The organism is Pseudooceanicola sp. DL12 (genome assembly GCF_056270665.1).
Window position 1 is genome coordinate 98,221 of sequence record NZ_CM149884.1, and the last position, 18,362, is coordinate 116,582.

Here is an 18,362-nt window from a genome sequence, read left to right on the forward strand (position 1 = left end):
ATGATCGAGCCATTGATCGCCACGGCGATTCTTCTCGGGCTGGCGATGTTCCGCGTTCCGATCGCCTTTGCCATGATCGTCGTGGGCACCATCGGCTTCGCGATGATTCGCGGCACCGGCGCGGCGCTGACGATGCTCGGCACCACCTCCTTCGATACGATCTTCTCCTATTCTCTGTCGGTGATCCCGCTCTTCATCTTCATGGGCAACCTGCTGGCGCATTCCGGCGTTGCGGCGGGGCTCTTCTCGGCCACCCAGCGGCTGGTGAGGAAACTGCCGGGCGGCCTCGCCATGGCGGCGGTGCTGTCCTGCGGTGGCTTCTCGGCGGTCTGCGGCTCCTCGCTGGCCACGGCGGCGACCATGTCCAAGGTCGCCATGCCCTCGCTGCGCAAGTACGGTTATGCCGACAGTCTCTCCTCCGGTGCCATTGCCGCCGGCGGCACGCTCGGCATCCTGATCCCGCCCTCGGTCATCCTGATCATCTACGGAATCCTGACCGAGAGCGACATCGGCAACCTCTTCATCGCCGGCGTGGTGCCCGGGCTGATCGGCCTGGCGCTCTATGTTCTCGCCGTGCTGGTGGCGGTGCTGATCAACCCCAGCCTGGCACCGAAATCCTACGAGACCGACGAACATCCCGTCGAAGGAATCTATGGCGTGGTCCTGGCCACCGCGCTCTTTCTTTTCATCATGGTCGGCATCTACGGCGGGTTCTTTACCCCGATCGAGGCCGCCGGCATGGGCGCGGGCGCGGCACTGGTCATGGTGGTTGCCACCGGCCACGCCCGGATGAAGGACGTGGGCCAGGCCATCGTGGAAACCGTGGAGGCCACTGCGATGATCTTCATCATCGTCATCGGGGCCGAGATCTTCTCGAACTACATCAATCTCGCGGGCCTGCCCGACGCGCTGGCCGACCTCGTCTATGACATGGACCTGAACGCATGGCTGGTCCTCGGCATCATCATCGTCATCTACCTGATCCTTGGCTGTGTGCTGGAAAGCCTGTCGATGATCCTGCTGACCGTGCCGATCTTCTATCCGTTGATGTACCAGCTCGATTTCGGGCGAGAGATCCTCTCGGATCCGGACTCGATCCTGATCTGGTTCGGGATCATCGTCGTGGTGGTGACCGAGGTCAGCCTGATCACCCCGCCGGTGGGCATGAACGTCTTCGTGCTTAACGCCACCCTGCCGGATGTCTCGCTCAAGACGATCTTCCGCGGCATCCTGCCGTTCTGGCTCTCCGACATCCTGAGGCTGGCGCTGCTGATCTCGGTGCCGGCCCTGTCGCTGGCCCTGATAAATTAGCGAAAACGCACAAATTCTCCTTCGCCCGGTGCCGGACTTGATCCGGATCAAGGGCCCTGGCGGAGGCTCTGCTTTATACTAAACATGTTAAATTAATCGGGAGGAGCCGATATGGGCAAGATTGTCCTGGCCGCGAAATGTACCCATGTGCCGACGATGATCATGTCGGAGCAGGAAGGCGTGCTGAAGGGCTGCCGTCAGCCGGCCATAGATGGTCACCACGAAATCGGCCGCCGCGCCCGCGAGGCGGGCGCCGACACCTTCGTGGTGCTGGACACCCACTGGCTGGTCAACGCCGGCTACCACATCAACGCCAACCACAGCTTCAAGGGCATGTTCACGTCGCATGAGTTCCCGCAGTTCATCCGCGACCTGCCCTATGAATACCAGGGCAATGCCGCCCTCGGAGACCTGATCGCGGAAACCGCCCAGGCAAACGGCGTCTATACCCTCAGTCATCAGGTCGAGAGCCTCGATCTCGAATACGGCACCCTCGTGCCCATGCGCTACATGAACGAGGACGCCGCGCTGAAGGTCGTCTCCGTCGCTGCCATGTGCACCGTCCACTCGATCGAGAAATCCCGCCGCCTTGGCGCCGCGATCCGCGAAGCGGTCGAGAAATCCGACAGCAACGTGGCCCTGATCGCCTCCGGCTCGCTCAGCCACAAGATCTGGCACAACGACGACTACTCGGCCAACAACGGCACCTTCACCATCTCGTCCAAGTTCAACGAGGTCATCGACCGTCGCGTGATGGAGATGTGGCAGAATGGCGAGATCGAGCTCTTCCTGCAGATGCTGCCGGATTACGCGAAATACTGCGACGGCGAGGGCGACATGCACGACACGGTCATGCTCTTCGGTGCGCTCGGCTGGGATCAGTACAGGGGCAAGGCCGAGGTCATCACCGAGTATTTTCCCTCGTCCGGGACAGGCCAGGCCAACCTGGTCTTCCCGCTCGAGGCCTGAAGCCAAGCTTTCCCGGGCTCTCGCACATCCCCAGGGACGCCGGGACAGGGGCCGGGCGCTGCGTGTCTGGCGCCCGGTTCCCTTTATGGACCCTTCCGGGCTTTCGTGACACTGTCGGTTCCGCCGCCATTCTGCGGCCGAAGACAGAAACCGACAGGACCAGACGACATGACAGCGGCCTCCTCCCTTCCCGGTGCGCTCGCCGGCCACACCATCGTGGCCGATGCCTTCCACGCGCCCACCCGCGACACCGTCGAGGCGCTCACCCGCGTGGCCATCACGCTGGATGAGGCCGGCATCATCACCCGGGTCTCCGACGAGATTCCAGAGGGCGCCATCCACCTGCCCGAGGGGCAGTACCTTCTGCCCGGTCTGGTCGATCTGCATGTCCATGCGCCGCAGTTCCCTCAGCTCGGCAATGCGCTCGATGTCCCGCTCGAAGTCTGGCTGCAGCAATATACCTTCCCGATCGAGGCCCGCTTCGAGGACGAGGGCTTTGCCCGCGAGGTCTACCCCGATCTCGTCGATCACCTGCTTGGCTGCGGCACCACCACGGCGCTCTACTTTGCCACCGTCCACGTGCCCGCCACCAATATCCTTGCCGATACCTGCCTGTCGAAAGGTCAGCGTGCGCTCATCGGCAAGGTGGCGATGGACGACCCCGACAGCTGCCCCGACTACTACCGTGACGCCAACGCCGAAGAGGCCGTGGCCGGCACCCGCGCGGTGATCGACCATATCCGTGCCATGCCGGGCAACGATGCCGGGCTGGTGCAGCCGGTGGTCACCCCGCGCTTCATCCCCTCCTGCACCGACGATTGCCTGCATGGCCTGGGTCAGCTCGCCGCCGAGACCGACACCCGCGTGCAGAGCCATGTCTCCGAGAGTGACTGGGAACACGGCTTCGTTGCCGAGCGCATGGGCCGTTCCGATGCCGAGGCGCTCGATCATTTCGGCCTGCTGCGAGAGCACAGCGTCTTTGCCCATGCCAATTTCCTATCCGACACCGACATGGACCTGCTGAAATCGCGCGGCTCCGGCGTGGCCCATTGCCCCTGGTCAAACAGCTATTTCGCCGGCGCGGTCTTTCCGCTGCGCGAGGCGCTGGAGAAGGGGCTGCGCGTCGGGCTCGGCACCGACATTTCCGGCGGCCCCATCGGTACCATCTGGGAGGCCGCGCGGATGTCCGTCGCGGTGTCGCGGATGCTGGAAACCGGGGTGGAACCGACGCAGGCCGCGGATGAACGCGGCCGTGGCAATGCCCGGATCGACTTCCGCACCGCCTTCCACCTTGCCACCCGCGGCGGGGCCGAGACGCTCGGCCTGCCGGTGGGCAGCTTCGAGGTGGGGATGCATTTCGATGCGATCATGGTGGATCCCGCCGTCAAGGCCGGCCAGATCTACCTGCGCCCCGATGACTGCCCCGAGCAGATCATCGAGAAGATCCTCTACGGCGCGACAAAGGCGAACGTGGCCGCTGTCTGGACCGACGGCCAGCGCCGCATCTAAACGTCGCTTCCGAACGCCGGAGCGGGCGGTGGGGCTCAGCCCTGCGGCCCGTTTTCCAGCGTCCTGAGGCCCTCTTCGGGGGGCAGGTCGGGGCGTGGCCGTGCGGTCAGCTCCTTTGCCGTCTCCGAGGGCAGCCCCGCCAGGCAGAGCAGCCGGATCGCGGCGCCCTGGATCGCCGAATGGGGCAGGTCGCCCCGGTTCACCGACAGGGCAATGCCGACGATGGCGTGGGTGCTCAGCCGCCAGGCGAGTGCCTCGTCGCCCGGCACCAGGCGCCCGCTGGCACCGCCCTGTTTCAGCAGGTCGATGGCAAAGGGCCCCACGCGCCGGAACATCACGTCGGCCACGATGCCAGAGCGGCTCAGCAGCTGGGTCCAGCGTTCGTCGGTGGTCGCGGTTTCCAGGACGGTCAGCAGGGCGACTGCATAGACATGCGCCGGATCGCCGAAATCGTCGGTTGCGCTCTCGACCCTCAGCGCCAGGTCCTGCATGATCTCTTCCAGCACGGCGATCGCCAGATCGTCCTTTGAGCGGAAGTAGTTGTAGACGGTGCCGGCGCCCACGTCGGCGCGGTCGGCAATCTCCAGCATGGTTGCCGCGTCGATGCCCTTTTCCGACATCACGTCGCTGGCAGCGCGAATCAAAGCTTCCCGGTTCCGCCGCTGACGCCGCGCAACGCGGCCTTCCTTCAGCGCTTCGCCCTTGTTTTCGGTCATAAACACTTGCCCTCTTGAAGGTGAACGATATTCAACCGTGAGAAAGCTCGCAAGTGAATGATCGGCACAGCGGCTGTCATTTGGACCCGCAAGCTGCCAGTTGCAAGGCCCTGCACAAAAGTCGTGCAAGGGATGCGACATGCCGTCTTTTCTCAATTTCAAGCAGAAAATTTCTGGTAATCTGGGTTCAAACGGGATGTGAATTCAGATCAAAACTGATTAGAAAATGAACTTGAATGACATTCAGGGGTGACAGAACGCCATTTCGATCCAAGTATTGTCGTGACTTTTGCGGGTGGGCCAGCATGATCCCGCACAAAGCGCGCCAGGATCATCAACTCTCTGGGTTGAGTTCTGCCTGAGCTTAACGCGGGTCGCGCGTACCTGCGAAGAAAAAACAGAACGGGGAGCCGGATTTGGCATCAACATCGGATAGCGAGGCGTTCGTAGCATTCGAACGCGTGCAGAAGAGCTACGACGGCGAAACGCTTGTCGTTAAGGACCTCAACCTCAGCATGCCGAAGGGCGAGTTCCTGACCATGCTCGGGCCGTCGGGGTCGGGCAAGACCACCTGCCTGATGATGCTGGCAGGGTTCGAGACCGCCACCCACGGCGAGATCATGCTGGACGGCACACCCATCAACAACATCCCGCCGCACAAGCGCGGCATCGGCATGGTGTTCCAGAACTACGCGCTCTTTCCGCACATGACCGTGGCCGAGAACCTCTCCTTCCCGCTGGAAGTCCGCAAGATGGGCAAGTCCGAGCGCGAGGAGAAGATCAAGCGCGCGCTGGACATGGTGCAGATGGGCGATTTCGGCAACCGCCGCCCGGCCCAGCTCTCCGGCGGCCAGCAGCAGCGCGTCGCCCTGGCGCGCGCCCTGGTCTTCGAGCCCGAGCTGGTGCTGATGGACGAACCGCTCGGCGCCCTCGACAAGCAGCTGCGCGAGCACATGCAGTTCGAGATCACCCGCCTGGCCCATGACCTTGGCATCACCACGGTCTACGTGACCCACGACCAGACCGAGGCGCTGACCATGTCGGACCGCGTCGCCGTGTTCAACGACGGCCGAATCCAGCAGCTGGCGCCGCCCGACGTGCTCTATGAAGAGCCCGAGAACAGTTTCGTCGCCCAGTTCATCGGCGAGAACAACACGCTCGAAGGCGTGATCCAGGAGATCACCGGCGAGCGCACCTGCACGGTCAAGCTCGACGACGGCTCCACCATCGAGGCCCGCCCGGTCAACGTCTCCGAACCGGGGCAGCGGACCACCGTCTCGATCCGCCCCGAGCGTGTCGAGATGGATCGCAGCCGCCTCAAGGAAGGCGCGCACCTGCTCAAGGCCGAGGTGCTTGAATTCATCTACATGGGCGACATCTTCCGCACCCGCCTGCGCGTGGCCGGCAGCGACGATTTCATCGTCAAGACCCGGAACGCGCCCGACCAGGTGCGCCTGAAGAAAGGTCAGCAGGTCGAGATCGGCTGGCTGCCCGACGACTGCCGCGCGCTCGATCACTGAGCCGCGCAAGATGCCTTTCCGCGCCGCCCGACCACCAGGGCGGCTGCGGCCATCGAGGTCCCGTTCGTTTCGCCCGTAGCGCGGGATCCGTTCAACCTAATAACGGTGCAAATTGGGAGTTATGACATGAAACTCACGAAAACCCTGCTGGCCGGTACGGCCCTGGCTCTCGTGGCCGGCGGTGCTTCCGCCCAGGAGATGGCAAACGACATGACCATCGTTTCCTGGGGCGGCGCCTACCAGAATTCGCAGCTCAAGGCCTACGTCGAGCCCTACATGGAAATGCACCCCGAGGTGACCGTCACCTGGGATGAGAGCTCGGCCGAAGCCGTGGCCAAGCTGCGCGCCATGAACGAAGCCGGCAACATCACCTGGGACCTGGTCGACGTCGTTGCGGCAGACGCCATCCGTCTGTGCGACGAGGGTCTCGCCATGGAATACGACCCCGACGAGCTGCTGGCTCCGGGTGACGACGGTTCCTCGGCCGAGGATGACTTCGGCGAGATGATCGTCTCCGACTGCTTCATCCCGCAGATCGTCTACTCCACCACCTTCGGCTATCGCACCGACATGGTGCCGGAAGGCGTCGATGCGCCCTCCTCGATCTGCGACGTCTTCGACCTGGAGAAATACCCGGGCAAGCGCGCGCTCGAGAAGCGCCCGATCAACAACATGGAATGGGCCCTGCTCTGCGACGGCGTTGCCAAGGAAGACGTCTATGATGTCTTGGCCACTCCGGAAGGTCAGGAACAGGCCCTGGCCAAGCTCGACACCATCAAGGACGACGTGATCTGGTGGTCCGCCGGTGCCGACACGCCCCAGCTGCTGGCTGACGGCGAAGTCTTCATGGGCTCCACATACAACGGTCGCCTCTACTCCGTGATCGAAGAGCAGGATCAGCCCGTCGGCATGATGTGGGACGCTCAGGTCTTCGACCTCGACGGCTGGATCATTCCCGAAGGTCTGGACGATGCGCACCTGGCCCGTATCGAGGACTTCGTCAAGTTCGCGACCGATACCCAGCGTCTGGCCGACCAGGCCAAGTACATCTCCTACGGTCCCGCCCGTGCCTCCTCGGCGCCCGCGGTTCCCGAGGACATGAAGCAGCACATGCCGACCGATCCGGCCAACTCCAAGAACACGTTCCTCTACAACTACGAGTTCTGGGCTGACTACCGCGACGATATCGACGCGAAGTTCCAGTCCTGGCTGGCCCAGTAATCCGAAACCTCCTGCCCCGTCGCCAAATGGTGCCGGGGCAGTGTCTTCGGACAGGGGGCGGGCCGCCCAGGCCCGCTCTGCACGACCTCCCGAAATCGGCCCGCCAATGTGGCCGAGCCCCAACAAAAACAGGGACGATATGAGCGAAACGACCCAGACCGGCCCCATGGACGGCAGCGGCTCCGGTACGCAGGATCAGATCGGCAAGAACGGTCAGATGCTCGCGGCGGACGGCCGCCCGCTGAAACGCAGCCTAAACCGCGCCTTGCGACGGCAGAAATTGCGGGCGCTGGCGCTGATCGCACCGCTCCTTCTCTTCGTGATCGTCACCTTCCTCCTGCCCATCTTCGACATGCTCTTCCGTTCGGTCGAGAACGAGATGGTCGGCAATACGCTCCCCGAGACCGTGGTCGAGCTGAAGGACTGGGATCACACCACCGGCAACCCGCCGCCCGAAGCCGTCTATCGCGCGCTCTACTACGATCTCTTCGTCGCGGCCGAGGCCAAGGAACACACCAAGCTCGGTACCCGGCTGAACTATGAACAGACCGGCGTGTCCTCGCTCTTCCGCTCCACCGGCCGTGGTCTCGACGACCTCGGCGACGATTACCTCGATGCACTCGAGGAGATCGACGAGAACTGGGGCGAAGGCGCCTTCTGGTACGAGCTGATGACCGGCAACGGCACTCCCGATACCACCTATGTCGACGATCAGCGCGACATGCTGGAGCAGATGACCACGACACGCCTGCCGGGCGAGGTCGGCTTTGCTCCCTCCGAGGAGATCGCGGCCCTGCTGCCAGAAACCACCCGGGCCTACACCGATTTTGCCGTCTATACCGCCCTGGTCGACGGCGACACCGTCGCCGAGGAAGACCCCTGGGAGAGCGTCTATGTCGGCCTGATCGACGATCTGCAGACGGCCGACCTCTCCGGGTACACCGGCCCCCATGCCGACGCGCTTCTCGCCGCCCAGCAGGCTCTGCCGGAAATTCCCCAGACCTCGCTCACCGATTTCTTCGCCAGCGAGGACGAGGATTGGCTCAGCCCCACGGTCTGGGGCACGATCCAGACCTATTCGCCGGCCTATACGCCGGGCTACTTCCTCAATTCGATCGACATGCAGCTGACCCCCGACGGGATCCAGGCGCGTCCCGAGAACGAGCGGATCTACCTCAAGCTCTTCAAGCGCACGCTCTTCATGTCGCTGGTCATCACCTTCTCCTGCATCGCCCTCGGCTATCCGGTGGCCTGGCTGCTGGCCAACCTGCCCAGCTCCAAGGCCAACCTGCTGATGATCCTGGTGCTGCTGCCCTTCTGGACCTCGCTCCTGGTGCGGACCTCGGCCTGGAAGGTGATGTTGCAGCAGCAGGGGGTGATCAACGACGTGCTGGTCTGGCTCGGCCTGGTGGCCGACAACGCCCGACTCGTGATGATCAACAACCAGTTCGGTACCATCGTCGCGATGACCCACATCCTGCTCCCCTTCATGATCCTGCCGCTCTACTCGGTGATGCAGGGCATTCCGCCGACCTACCTGCGGGCGGCGAAATCTCTGGGGGCCACGAACTGGACGGCCTTCTGGCGGGTCTACTTCCCGCAGTCGGTGCCCGGCATCGGCGCAGGCTCGATCCTCGTCTTCATCCTGTCCATCGGCTACTACATCACCCCGGAAATCGTCGGCGGTACCACCGGTACCTTCATCTCGAACCGGATTGCCTATCACATCTCGTCGTCGCTCAATTGGGGCCTGGCTGCCGCACTGGGGACCATCCTCCTCGCGGTCGTGCTGATCCTCTACTGGGCTTATGACCGGATCGTCGGCATCGACAACGTGAAGCTGGGGTAAGAGACATGGCATACGTAATCGCTCAACCCAAATCCGCGGGCTTCACCGCCGGTGTCACCGCTGCCCTCGGCGCCTTCTTCGGGCTGTTCTTCGGAACGGCCCAGGGTTCCGGTCTGCTGGGCATCGTCGTCGGTGCGATAATCATGGGCCTCGTGGCCTATCTCTGTGCCACCTTCCTGCGCGAGCAGGAGAAGCTCGGCAAATGGGGCATCACCATCCTCGGCGGGCTTGCAGGGCTGGTGTTCTTCGGGATCGCGCCCGCGGTCTTCTGTCTGCTGCTGGGCTATTTCTTCGGCTCGCTGATCTTCTGGCTGGCCTCGGGGCGCTATCGGACCTCGGTGCCGATCTACTCCACCCCAGGTCAGGTGCTCTGGCATTACGCCTTCCTGACCATCGCCGGGGCGATCATGGTCTTCCTGATCACCCCGATCCTCGTGGTCATGCCGCTGTCGTTCAATTCGCAGAACTTCTTCACCTTCACGCCGGAGATGTTGAACTTCGATCCGGCGGGCTATTCGTTGCGGCACTACCACGACTTCTTCACCAACAGCGACTGGCAGCAGGCGCTGTGGAACTCTATCAAGATCGCGCCCTCCGCGACGATCATCGCGGTGGTGCTCGGCACCCTTGCGGCCATCGGCCTCAGCCAGCCGCACGTGCCATTCCGCGGCGTGATCATGGCGATCCTGATCTCGCCGATGATCGTGCCGCTGATCATCTCGGCGGCGGGGATGTACTTCTTCTACTCCCGCATCGGGCTTCAGGGCACCTATGTCGGCGTGGTCTTGGCGCATGCCGCGCTCGGCATCCCCTTCGTGATCATCACGGTGACGGCCACCATGGTGGGCTTCGACAACTCGCTGACCCGGGCCGCGGCCAACATGGGCGCCAACCCCATGCGTACCTTCTGGAAGGTGCAGATGCCGCTGATCCTGCCCGGCGTGATCTCCGGCGCGCTCTTCGCATTCATCACCTCCTTCGACGAGGTGGTCGTGGTGCTCTTCGTGGGCTCCGCGGGGCAGAAGACGCTGCCTTGGCAGATGTTCACCGGCCTGCGCGAGCAGATCTCGCCGACGATCCTTGCCGTGGCGACGATTCTGGTGGTGATCTCGATCCTGCTTCTGACCACGGTAGAGCTGCTGCGCCGCCGGTCGGAACGGCTGCGGGGCATCCGGCCCAGCTGACCGGGCCTTGCGACATCGGAAAAAAGGGAAGGGGGGGCTGTCGGCCCCCCTTCTTGCGTCTGCGTCTGCAATTCATCCCCCCGAGGATATTCCCGACAGGAAAATGTGGCGGGGTCAGCTGAAGGCGGAGATCTCGAGCCCCTCGGCCTCGAGGCGGGCGCGCAGCTCGGCCGCCAGCGCCACCGCGGAGGGTTCGTCGCCGTGCACGCAAACCGAACCGGCGGCGAGCGGGATTTCCCCGCCGCTGGCCGTTTGCATCATGCCGGTGGCGACAAGGTGCAGGATGCGGTCCGCCGCGACCTTCGGATCGTGGATCATCGCGCCGGGCTGGCTGCGCGGCACCAGCAACCCGTTGTCCTGATAGCCGCGGTCGGCAAAGATTTCGGGGATGGTGACGAGGCCCGCGGCACGGGAGGCGTGTTCCAGCTCGGTGCCCGAGATCGCCAGCATCGCCAGGCCGAAGGGTTTCACGGCCTCGGCGATGGCATCCGCGGCCCAGCGGTGCTCGGAGGCGAAATTGTTCAGCGCTCCGTGGGGTTTGACATAGGCCAGCGGACAGCCGGCCAGGGTGGCGATCCCCTGCAGGGCGCCGATCTGGGCGGCCACCATGCGGGTGATCTCTCCGGCCTGCATCGGGATCACCCGGCGGCCGAAGCCCTCGCGGTCGGCAAAGCCGGGGTGGGCGCCGGGCACGACGCCCTTCTCGCGGCAGAGGATGAGCGTCCGGTACATGGTCTCGGGGTCCGAGGCATGGCCGCCACAGGCCACGTTGGCCGAGGTGACGATATCGAGCATGGCGGCATCATCGCCCATCTTCCAGGGGCCATAGGCCTCTCCGAGGTCGGAATTCAGGTCGATCCTGCGCGTCATCACTGCCTCCTCTGCATGTCCTGTCCGGGCGTTGCCCCGCGATAGCATTCTTTGCCCCGCAGGCCCATAGGGGCGGCTTGCGGCAGCGCGGTGACCGCGCCAGAAAGGGGCATGATTCAGATCGTTCCCGCCAGCGGCCCCGACCTTTCACACGAAGAGATCCTGCAGGGGCGGGGCGCGCGCCTCGTGGCGGGTGTCGACGAGGTGGGCCGCGGCCCGCTGGCCGGCCCGGTGACGGCGGCCGCGGTGATTCTCGATCCCGCCTGCATCCCCGAGGGCATCAACGATTCGAAGAAGCTCGGGATGAAGAAGCGGACCCTGCTGGCAGAGGTGCTGGCCGAGTGCGCCATCGTCTCGGTGGCCTGGGCCAGCGTCGAGGAGATCGACGAGATCAACATCCTGCAGGCCAGTCATCTGGCCATGCGCCGCGCCATCGAGGGGCTGCCCGAGCGCCCGGATCACGTGCTGATCGACGGCAACCGGGTGCCGAAGGGGTTGAACCTGCCGGCCACGCCGCTGGTGAAGGGCGACGCCCGCTCTCTCTCCATCGCCGCAGCCTCGATCGTGGCCAAGATTCACCGCGATCGGGTCATGTGGGATTTGGCGCAACAGTTCCCCGGCTACGGCTGGGATCACAACGCCGGATATCCGACGAAAGAACACAAGGCTGCACTACTGGATCTGGGGGTAACCCCACATCATAGGCGCAGCTTCGCGCCGGTGCGCAATATCTTGTGTCGAGGGCAAAACTAACGGCCTGATTCAAATAAACAAATTGACCCCGATTCCGCTTTGACTCATCATTTAGGGCATAAACACGAGCGCAAAAATGCGCCGTACACGAGGCAGAGCAAATGATTAAGAAACCTGTGAAGGGGGCTAACATGCTCCCGCTCAATAGCATTTTGTCCGGTGACTGCATCGAGGTGATGAACTCCCTCCCCGAGCAGTCGGTCGACCTGATCTTCGCCGATCCGCCCTATAACCTGCAGCTGCGGGGAGACCTGCATCGTCCCGACAACTCCAAGGTCGACGCGGTGGACGACGCCTGGGATCAGTTCGCAAGCTTCGAGGCCTATGACCGTTTCACCCGCGAATGGCTCAAGGCCGCCCGCCGGCTGCTGAAGCCCAACGGCGCGATCTGGGTGATCGGCTCCTACCACAACATCTTCCGCGTCGGCGCCGCCCTGCAGAACGAGGGCTACTGGATCCTGAACGACGTGGTCTGGCGCAAGTCGAACCCGATGCCGAACTTCCGCGGCAAGCGGCTGACCAACGCCCACGAGACGATGATCTGGGCGTCGAAGAGCGAAGGCGCCAGGTACACCTTCAACTACGAAGCCCTGAAGGCGCTGAACGAGGGCGTGCAGATGCGCTCCGACTGGGTGCTGCCGATCTGCAACGGCGGCGAGCGCCTGAAGGACGAGAACGGCGACAAGGCCCACCCGACGCAAAAGCCGCAATCGCTGCTGCACCGCGTGCTCGTCGGCTCGACCAACCCCGGCGATGTGGTGCTCGATCCCTTCTTCGGCACCGGCACCACCGGCGCGGTGGCCAAGATGCTCGGCCGTGATTTCATCGGCATCGAGCGCGAGGAAGCCTATCGCAAGGTGGCCGCAGAGCGCATCAAGAACACCCGCAAGTTCGACAACGATGCCCTCGCCGTGACCACCGCCAAGCGCGCCGAGCCGCGCGTGCCCTTCGGCCAGCTGGTCGAGCGCGGCATGCTGCGCCCGGGCGAGGAGCTGTGGTCTATGAACGGCCGTCACAAGGTCAAGGTCCGCGCCGACGGCACCCTGATCGGCGACGACGTCAAGGGCTCCATTCACCAGGTCGGTGCCGCGCTGGAAGGCGCGCCCAGCTGCAACGGCTGGACCTACTGGTGCTTCAAGAAAGACGGCAAGACGATCCCGATCGACATCCTGCGTCAGCAGATCCGCTCGGAGATGCGCTAAGCCGTTCTCCTCCCGCGCTGGCCACCTGCTCGCGGCCGCGCGGGACCCGAATATCGCCTGACATACTGAACGTTTTCAAGAACTCAGAGCCGCCTGTACCACTGCGTCAAGCAGGGTGCGACCTGGCCCTGCCGCCTGCGGCAGGGCCTTTTTCGCGTCATCTCTGCCGCATCACGTGATAGGCCAGCGTCGGCGAGGTGCGCAGGATCGCCCGCAGCAGCCGCACCTGGCCGATGTCGATCTCTTCCCGGTGCGCCGCGATTCCGGCCAGGATGTGCCGGGCCGCGTCCTCCGGCGGCATCTTTCGCGCCGGGTCGCCGCGCGACAGCGTGGTATCCACCACCGGCAGCAGCGCCTCGCTCACGGTGATCGCCATCTCCGCGCGCCGCGCCTGGTCGCGCAGCGCCCGGGTAAAGGCGCGCAGCCCGGCCTTGGCGGCGGAATAGACCGCCGCGTCGGTCTTTGGGGCCAGTGCCAGCCCCGAGGTGACGTTGCACAGGAACGCGCCCGCCTGTGTCGCCAGCCGCGGCATCATCAGCGCCGAGAGTTGCATCGGGGCGATCAGGTTGATCTGCACCTCCCGGGCGATGCGCGCGGGATCGGGCGTTTCGGTCAGCAGGCAATGCTCCATGATGGCCGCGTTGTTGATAAGGCCACAACATTTAGGGTGCTCTTCCGCGACCCAGGCGGCGATCTCGGTGGCGGCCCCCGGCGCGGAGAGATCCGCACGAAGTCCATCGACCCCCGGCGGCAAGGCCATGGGATCCCGCGCGACAGAGATCACCTGCGCCCCCTCCGCCTGCAGTTGACGGGCCAGCTCCCGGCCCACGCCCCGGGTGGCGCCTGTCACGAGGATGATCTGGTCCTTGTGGTCCATCATGCATCCGCCCGCATCATGTGGTGTCCGTTCTCCAGCGTGGGGATCACCGCCTCCAGCCGAAACCACGGGACAGAGAATATCGCGCTGTCGCGCAGGTGTTCGATGGCGCGGTGAAACGCCACCGGCGTCATCCCCTCCACCATCACCACGTCGGAGCACATGGCCGAGAAGGCCTCGGCATCGAAGAAGCGAAAGTGTTTCAGCCCCGCCGCTTCCAGCGCCGCATGGGCGGCGGGGTCGCGGGTCTCGCGCGGTTGCGACAGGAAGGCGGGCAGGGCGCTCAGAAGCAGGAAATAGGTCTGGGTCATCATGGCCTCTTGGCAAATGGGTGCGATGTCGTCAGAATCCGAGCAAAGGCTCACATTTCCTACTCGCATCCCGAGAGGCGCTGCCGATGCCCGATCAACCCGCTGTGATCCCACGAAAAAAGCCGCGTCAGGCGCGCGCGCAGGCCACCTGCGACGCGGTGCTAGAGGCCGCGGCTCGCATTCTCGAGCGTTCGGGGCCCGGCGCCGTGACCACCAACGTCGTAGCCGAGCTTGCCGGGGTCTCCATCGGTTCGCTGTATCAGTATTTCCCCGGCAAGGAGGCCATCCTGGCCGAACTGGTGCGGGCCATGCGGGCCGGGATGCTTGCGGATCTGCGCGCCGCCACCGCTGCCTGTGCCGGCTGCGACCTGGGGCAGTCGGTGCATGTGCTTCTGGCGGCCTCGATCGACCATCACCGCACCAACCCGGGCCGCATCGCCGCCATCGAGGACGTGGAAAAGCACCTGCCGCTCGATGCCGAGACCATGGCGCTCAAGGCCGAGATCGCGGGGCTGGTGGTGGCCGTTCTCTCGGCCCGCGGCGTGCCGCACCCAGAGATCGCCGCGCGCGACCTCTCGGTCATGACAAACGCCATGACCGATGCTGCCTGGCAGGCGGGAGAGCGGGATGTGGATGCGATCCTGCCCCGGCTGGAACGCGCCGCGCGGGGCTATCTCGGGCTCTGAACCCTATTCGCCCAACTTTGCGTGCACCTCGTCCAGGTCGATCTCGCCGATGGGCATCTTGTTGGCCGGATTGGCGAAATCGTACTTGAACAGGTCAAAATCGCGCTTGTAGATCTCATAGACCAGATGCATCGACAGGTCGTCGAAATACGCCTCGACCGGATGCGCGCGCTTGGGCCCGTGGCCCTCGCTCTCGTTGAACCGGGGAATCGTGTTCAGGTCGACGGCATGGGGCGTCCGGATATGGTCCAGAACCTCCTGCATCCCCTCGTTGAACCTCTCGGTCCAGAAGATCTTGTCATAGCGCCCGCCGTTCAGGATGAAGGTCGAGACATGGCCCGACATGGCGCTCCAGTGGATGTCCGGCTCCATCGGCTTGCGCCAGCGGATGGTGTCGCGGGCAAACAGCAGGAAGCGGCGGAAACTCTTGATCTGGTCGAACTCGTCCTTGCCGTCCGGTCCGCCCACCTCGATGCCGTATTTCTGGATCAGCAGCGGCACCAGGTTGCCGCGATAGCGGTTTCCGTTGCGCTGGATGCCGCAGATCTTGTCGAAGAAGGACGACAGGATGCGGGTGTAGGGATTGCGCACGCAGGTGAATGCATAGCTGCGGTGATGCTTGGCATTGTCCTCGATCAGCGGCTGCGACACGTCCTGCGACCACTTGTGCAGCCCGCTCGTGGAATCGTGGATGTCGCCGTCGAAGAACCGGCCGTGGTCGGAAAAAAACATGATCTGACCGATGGTGGAGCAGGCGCATTTCGGTACCACGCGGTACACGACGCTCTCGCTCTCGGTCATCCAGGTGCCGGGAAAACCCATGCCGCTCTACCCTCTCGCGTCAGCCTGTTTTTTGGCTTGTTCTCTAACTCTCACAAAAAAGCAAAGAAAGTCTGTTTTATCAATCCGCTTTGAAGCCTATGACTTGGCTTCACACCGCTTGCGTGAAGGGCCCTCATCCGCCAATGGCGACGATCGCGTTCATACTGCTCTGCCACAAGGATCCTGAGGGGATCATCGAACAGGCCAATCGCCTGACTGCCGTGGGCGACTACATGTCGATCCATTTCGATGCCCGCGCCAACCCCGCCGACTACCAGAAGATCCGCGAGGCGTTGAAGGACAACCCCAACGTCACCTTCGCCCACAAACGTGCGAAATGCGGCTGGGGCGAGTGGTCGCTGGTGCAGGCGACCCTCTACGCGGTGCAGGCGGCGGTGAATGCCTTTCCCCGCGCCACCCATTTCTACATGCTCTCCGGCGATTGCATGTCGATCAAGACGGGGGAATACGCGCATGACTTCCTCGATGGCGACGAGGTCGATTATTGCGAGAGTTTCGACTTCTTCACCTCCGGCTGGATCAAGACGGGCATCAAGGAGGAACGGCTTGTCTACCGGCACTTCCTGAATGAGCGCAAGCACAAGTTCTGGTTCTACAAGTCGCTGGAACTGCAGCAGAAATTCGGCCTCTCCCGGCCGATCCCGGAGGACATCCAGGTGCAGATCGGCTCGCAGTGGTGGTGCCTGCGCCGCCGCACGATCGAGGCGATCCTGGAGTTCTGTGACGCCCGCCCCGACGTGATGAAATTCTTCCGGACCACCTGGATTCCCGACGAGACCTTCTTCCAGACCCTGGTGCGCCACCTGGTGCCGGACAAGGAGATCCGCTCGCGTACCCTCACCTTCCTGATGTTCACCGACTACGGCATGCCGGTGACCTTCTACAACGACCACTACGACCTGCTGCTCGGCCAGGATTATCTCTTCGCGCGCAAGATTTCCCCCGAGGCACACGAGATCAAGCGCCGCCTGGGCCAGCTCTATGCGGCCCGCGGCGTCGACTTCCAGATCTCCAACGAGGGGCGCTCGCTCTTCCGTTTCCTGGCCGGGCGCGGCCGCGTCGGCCGGCGCTTCGCCACCCGCTTCTGGGAGACCGAGAGCTCGCTGGGACGTGAACGGGAACTGATGATCGTGGTCTGCAAGAAGTGGCACGTGGCCAAGCGGCTGGTGGAGCGGATCCGTGCCCGTACCACGATCATGGCGATGGAATACCTTTTCCACGAGGAGGAGGCCCCTCTGCCCGACCTCGGCGGCATCCAGACCTCGCTGCAAAAGCGCACCCGGCACCGTCGCGCGCTGATGCGGATGCTCTTCGACTATTACCATACCGATCGCATGGTGATCTGCCTCGATCCCTCGGGGCTCGACCTGCTGCACGATTTCTGCGGCGACCGCGCCCGCACCCGCCTGCTCGAGGTCGACTGCGATTTCACCGACGATTACCTGATCGGCCATGCCAAACGTGTCGGCCTCGCCGGCGAACAGACCTCGGACGACACGCTCGAGCGGCTGCTGCCCACGATCCGCCACGACATCACCTTCGAGGCCGATCAGATCCGCGACGCCGAGTTCGAGAACCATTACCGTATCCGCGAATCCCTGTCGCCGGCCCAGAACGCGCCGGCGCTGGCCGCCTTTCTCTCGGTCCCGGAAGAGACCGCGCGCGAGATCCTCTCGCTCGATCACCTGTTCACAGATTGAGGACATCCAGTGGCTTACACCTACGACGATCAGAACATCTTCGCCAAGATCCTGCGCGGAGAGATCCCCAACAAGACGGTGCTGGAAACCGAGCACACCCTGGCCTTCGAGGACATCAATCCCCAGGCGCCGGTGCATGTGCTGGTGATCCCAAAGGGGCCCTATGTCACCTACGACCATTTCGCCGCCGAGGCCTCGGATGCCGAGATCCTCGATTTCACCCGCACCGTGGCGAAGGTCTGCGAGAAGATGGGCGTGACCGCGGACCAGGGTGGCGGCTGCCGTTTCATCTCCAACGCCGGCGATCACGGCGTGCAGGAGGTTCCGCACCTGCATATCCACGTGCTGGGCGGCCGCGTGCTCGGCCGCATGCTGCAACCCGCGGGCTGAGGCCCCGGGCGCGCGGCGATAACCGTCAACTTGTGCCGGGTGTCTTGCGGCATCCGGCGCTTTCGCGCTATGGCTGAGGGCAGGCGCAAGACCATCAAGAGGGATCCAGATGCCGATCGACCCACCCGAAACAAAGATCGTCGAAACCAGCAAGATCGCCTGCGACGGCGGCGAAGGGGCGCTTGGTCACCCCCGCGTCTGGCTGCATATCCCCGAAGACACCGGCTTCGTGGAATGCCCCTACTGCGATGCAAAATACGTGCTGAAAGGCCGCGAAGTGCTCGCCGCCAAGACCGAGAACCCAGGCCTGCAGGCCTGATCTCCCGCCGCTCCGGATCTGTACGTTGACGCCGGCGCCCTCCGTGGTGCGCCGGCTTTCCGCGCTTGTCGGGGCGCTGCCTTGCCGACAAGCGGACCGACAGAGGGGGGCTCTGCCCCCGTCGCTGCGCGA

General features: G+C 64.0%; 18 protein-coding genes. 13 read left to right on the forward strand and 5 right to left on the reverse strand.

Annotated elements, in window-relative coordinates; all coding sequences use genetic code 11:
- The 3 genes from AC0WR5_RS00470 (at position 1) to guaD (ending at position 3,789) form a co-directional block, all read left to right on the forward strand.
- Entirely contained in the window at positions 1-1,311 is a 1,311-nt protein-coding gene (locus AC0WR5_RS00470; RefSeq protein ID WP_475865987.1) for a TRAP transporter large permease, read from the forward strand.
- Positions 1,312-1,422: 111 nt separating this feature from the next.
- Positions 1,423-2,280, forward strand: coding sequence for a 3,4-dihydroxyphenylacetate 2,3-dioxygenase (gene hpaD, locus AC0WR5_RS00475; protein WP_475865989.1), 858 nt, complete (start codon positions 1,423-1,425; stop codon positions 2,278-2,280).
- Positions 2,281-2,448: 168 nt separating this feature from the next.
- Complete coding sequence (guaD, locus tag AC0WR5_RS00480) at positions 2,449-3,789, forward strand: guanine deaminase (protein WP_475865990.1); 1,341 nt, start codon at positions 2,449-2,451, stop codon at positions 3,787-3,789.
- A 35-nt stretch (positions 3,790-3,824) separates the two neighbouring features.
- Here guaD and AC0WR5_RS00485 read toward each other — a convergent pair whose 3' ends face one another.
- Positions 3,825-4,505 (reverse strand): TetR/AcrR family transcriptional regulator, encoded by a 681-nt coding sequence (locus AC0WR5_RS00485; RefSeq protein WP_475865992.1) that lies wholly within the window; start codon positions 4,503-4,505, stop codon positions 3,825-3,827.
- Between the two features lie 416 nt (positions 4,506-4,921).
- Between AC0WR5_RS00485 and AC0WR5_RS00490 the strand changes: the two genes are divergently transcribed.
- The 4 genes from AC0WR5_RS00490 (at position 4,922) to AC0WR5_RS00505 (ending at position 10,279) form a co-directional block, all read left to right on the forward strand.
- Positions 4,922-6,025 carry an ABC transporter ATP-binding protein gene (locus tag AC0WR5_RS00490; protein WP_475865994.1) on the forward strand — a complete coding sequence of 368 codons (1,104 nt, stop codon included), beginning with the start codon at positions 4,922-4,924 and terminating at the stop codon, positions 6,023-6,025.
- A 126-nt stretch (positions 6,026-6,151) separates the two neighbouring features.
- Positions 6,152-7,246 (forward strand): extracellular solute-binding protein, encoded by a 1,095-nt coding sequence (locus AC0WR5_RS00495; protein WP_475865996.1) that lies wholly within the window; start codon positions 6,152-6,154, stop codon positions 7,244-7,246.
- 139 nt (positions 7,247-7,385) lie between these two features.
- Positions 7,386-9,095, forward strand: coding sequence for an ABC transporter permease (locus AC0WR5_RS00500; RefSeq protein WP_475865998.1), 1,710 nt, complete (start codon positions 7,386-7,388; stop codon positions 9,093-9,095).
- A 5-nt stretch (positions 9,096-9,100) separates the two neighbouring features.
- Positions 9,101-10,279: an ABC transporter permease gene (locus tag AC0WR5_RS00505; protein WP_475866000.1), complete on the forward strand. Its 1,179-nt coding sequence runs from the start codon at positions 9,101-9,103 to the stop codon at positions 10,277-10,279.
- Between the two features lie 114 nt (positions 10,280-10,393).
- Here the strand turns inward: AC0WR5_RS00505 and AC0WR5_RS00510 are convergent, their stop codons facing one another.
- On the reverse strand, positions 10,394-11,149 hold the full coding sequence (locus tag AC0WR5_RS00510; protein ID WP_475866001.1) for a LamB/YcsF family protein: 756 nt from the start codon (positions 11,147-11,149) through the stop codon (positions 10,394-10,396).
- Positions 11,150-11,260: 111 nt separating this feature from the next.
- Here AC0WR5_RS00510 and AC0WR5_RS00515 point away from each other — a divergent pair, with 111 nt between their 5' ends.
- Entirely contained in the window at positions 11,261-11,902 is a 642-nt protein-coding gene (locus tag AC0WR5_RS00515) for a ribonuclease HII (RefSeq protein WP_475866003.1), read from the forward strand.
- Positions 11,903-12,003: 101 nt separating this feature from the next.
- Positions 12,004-13,104, forward strand: coding sequence for a DNA methyltransferase (locus AC0WR5_RS00520; protein ID WP_475866004.1), 1,101 nt, complete (start codon positions 12,004-12,006; stop codon positions 13,102-13,104).
- A 157-nt stretch (positions 13,105-13,261) separates the two neighbouring features.
- On the opposite strand, the gene AC0WR5_RS00525 is transcribed toward AC0WR5_RS00520, so the two are convergent.
- A complete protein-coding gene (locus AC0WR5_RS00525; RefSeq protein WP_475866006.1) occupies positions 13,262-13,984 on the reverse strand; it encodes an SDR family NAD(P)-dependent oxidoreductase in 723 nt (240 codons plus the stop codon).
- The gene (locus AC0WR5_RS00530) at positions 13,981-14,295 is read right to left on the reverse strand and encodes a darcynin family protein (RefSeq protein ID WP_475866008.1); all 315 of its coding nucleotides are present in this window, start codon (positions 14,293-14,295) and stop codon (positions 13,981-13,983) included. Before AC0WR5_RS00530 ends, AC0WR5_RS00525 begins: the two co-directional genes overlap by 4 nt.
- Positions 14,296-14,378: 83 nt before the next feature.
- On the opposite strand from AC0WR5_RS00530, the gene AC0WR5_RS00535 reads away from it, so the two are divergent.
- On the forward strand, positions 14,379-14,978 hold the full coding sequence (locus AC0WR5_RS00535) for a TetR/AcrR family transcriptional regulator (RefSeq protein ID WP_475866009.1): 600 nt from the start codon (positions 14,379-14,381) through the stop codon (positions 14,976-14,978).
- Positions 14,979-14,981: 3 nt separating this feature from the next.
- Here the strand turns inward: AC0WR5_RS00535 and AC0WR5_RS00540 are convergent, their stop codons facing one another.
- Entirely contained in the window at positions 14,982-15,800 is an 819-nt protein-coding gene (locus AC0WR5_RS00540; protein WP_475866011.1) for a sulfotransferase family protein, read from the reverse strand.
- A 143-nt stretch (positions 15,801-15,943) separates the two neighbouring features.
- On the opposite strand from AC0WR5_RS00540, the gene AC0WR5_RS00545 reads away from it, so the two are divergent.
- The 3 genes from AC0WR5_RS00545 (at position 15,944) to AC0WR5_RS00555 (ending at position 18,230) form a co-directional block, all read left to right on the forward strand.
- Positions 15,944-17,521, forward strand: coding sequence for a DUF5928 domain-containing protein (locus tag AC0WR5_RS00545; protein ID WP_475866013.1), 1,578 nt, complete (start codon positions 15,944-15,946; stop codon positions 17,519-17,521).
- A 9-nt stretch (positions 17,522-17,530) separates the two neighbouring features.
- Entirely contained in the window at positions 17,531-17,911 is a 381-nt protein-coding gene (locus tag AC0WR5_RS00550; RefSeq protein WP_475866015.1) for a histidine triad nucleotide-binding protein, read from the forward strand.
- A gap of 109 nt (positions 17,912-18,020) precedes the next feature.
- Positions 18,021-18,230, forward strand: coding sequence for a zinc-finger domain-containing protein (locus AC0WR5_RS00555; RefSeq protein WP_475866016.1), 210 nt, complete (start codon positions 18,021-18,023; stop codon positions 18,228-18,230).
- Positions 18,231-18,362 lie beyond the last annotated feature (132 nt).

Bases quoted from the DNA above. Each gene is read 5' to 3' on its own strand.
- AC0WR5_RS00470 (WP_475865987.1), top strand. From the start codon at position 1: ATGATCGAGCCATTGATCGCCACGGCGATTCTTCTCGGGCTGGCGATG.
- AC0WR5_RS00515 (WP_475866003.1), top strand. From the start codon at position 11,261: ATGATTCAGATCGTTCCCGCCAGCGGCCCCGACCTTTCACACGAAGAG.
- AC0WR5_RS00525 (WP_475866006.1), bottom strand. From the start codon at position 13,984: ATGATGGACCACAAGGACCAGATCATCCTCGTGACAGGCGCCACCCGG.
- AC0WR5_RS00505 (WP_475866000.1), top strand. From the start codon at position 9,101: ATGGCATACGTAATCGCTCAACCCAAATCCGCGGGCTTCACCGCCGGT.
- guaD (WP_475865990.1), top strand. From the start codon at position 2,449: ATGACAGCGGCCTCCTCCCTTCCCGGTGCGCTCGCCGGCCACACCATC.
- AC0WR5_RS00520 (WP_475866004.1), top strand. From the start codon at position 12,004: ATGATTAAGAAACCTGTGAAGGGGGCTAACATGCTCCCGCTCAATAGC.
- hpaD (WP_475865989.1), top strand. From the start codon at position 1,423: ATGGGCAAGATTGTCCTGGCCGCGAAATGTACCCATGTGCCGACGATG.
- AC0WR5_RS00495 (WP_475865996.1), top strand. From the start codon at position 6,152: ATGAAACTCACGAAAACCCTGCTGGCCGGTACGGCCCTGGCTCTCGTG.
- AC0WR5_RS00530 (WP_475866008.1), bottom strand. From the start codon at position 14,295: ATGATGACCCAGACCTATTTCCTGCTTCTGAGCGCCCTGCCCGCCTTC.
- AC0WR5_RS00540 (WP_475866011.1), bottom strand. From the start codon at position 15,800: ATGGGTTTTCCCGGCACCTGGATGACCGAGAGCGAGAGCGTCGTGTAC.
- AC0WR5_RS00500 (WP_475865998.1), top strand. From the start codon at position 7,386: ATGAGCGAAACGACCCAGACCGGCCCCATGGACGGCAGCGGCTCCGGT.
- AC0WR5_RS00510 (WP_475866001.1), bottom strand. From the start codon at position 11,149: ATGACGCGCAGGATCGACCTGAATTCCGACCTCGGAGAGGCCTATGGC.
- AC0WR5_RS00485 (WP_475865992.1), bottom strand. From the start codon at position 4,505: ATGACCGAAAACAAGGGCGAAGCGCTGAAGGAAGGCCGCGTTGCGCGG.
- AC0WR5_RS00545 (WP_475866013.1), top strand. From the start codon at position 15,944: ATGGCGACGATCGCGTTCATACTGCTCTGCCACAAGGATCCTGAGGGG.
- AC0WR5_RS00555 (WP_475866016.1), top strand. From the start codon at position 18,021: ATGCCGATCGACCCACCCGAAACAAAGATCGTCGAAACCAGCAAGATC.
- AC0WR5_RS00535 (WP_475866009.1), top strand. From the start codon at position 14,379: ATGCCCGATCAACCCGCTGTGATCCCACGAAAAAAGCCGCGTCAGGCG.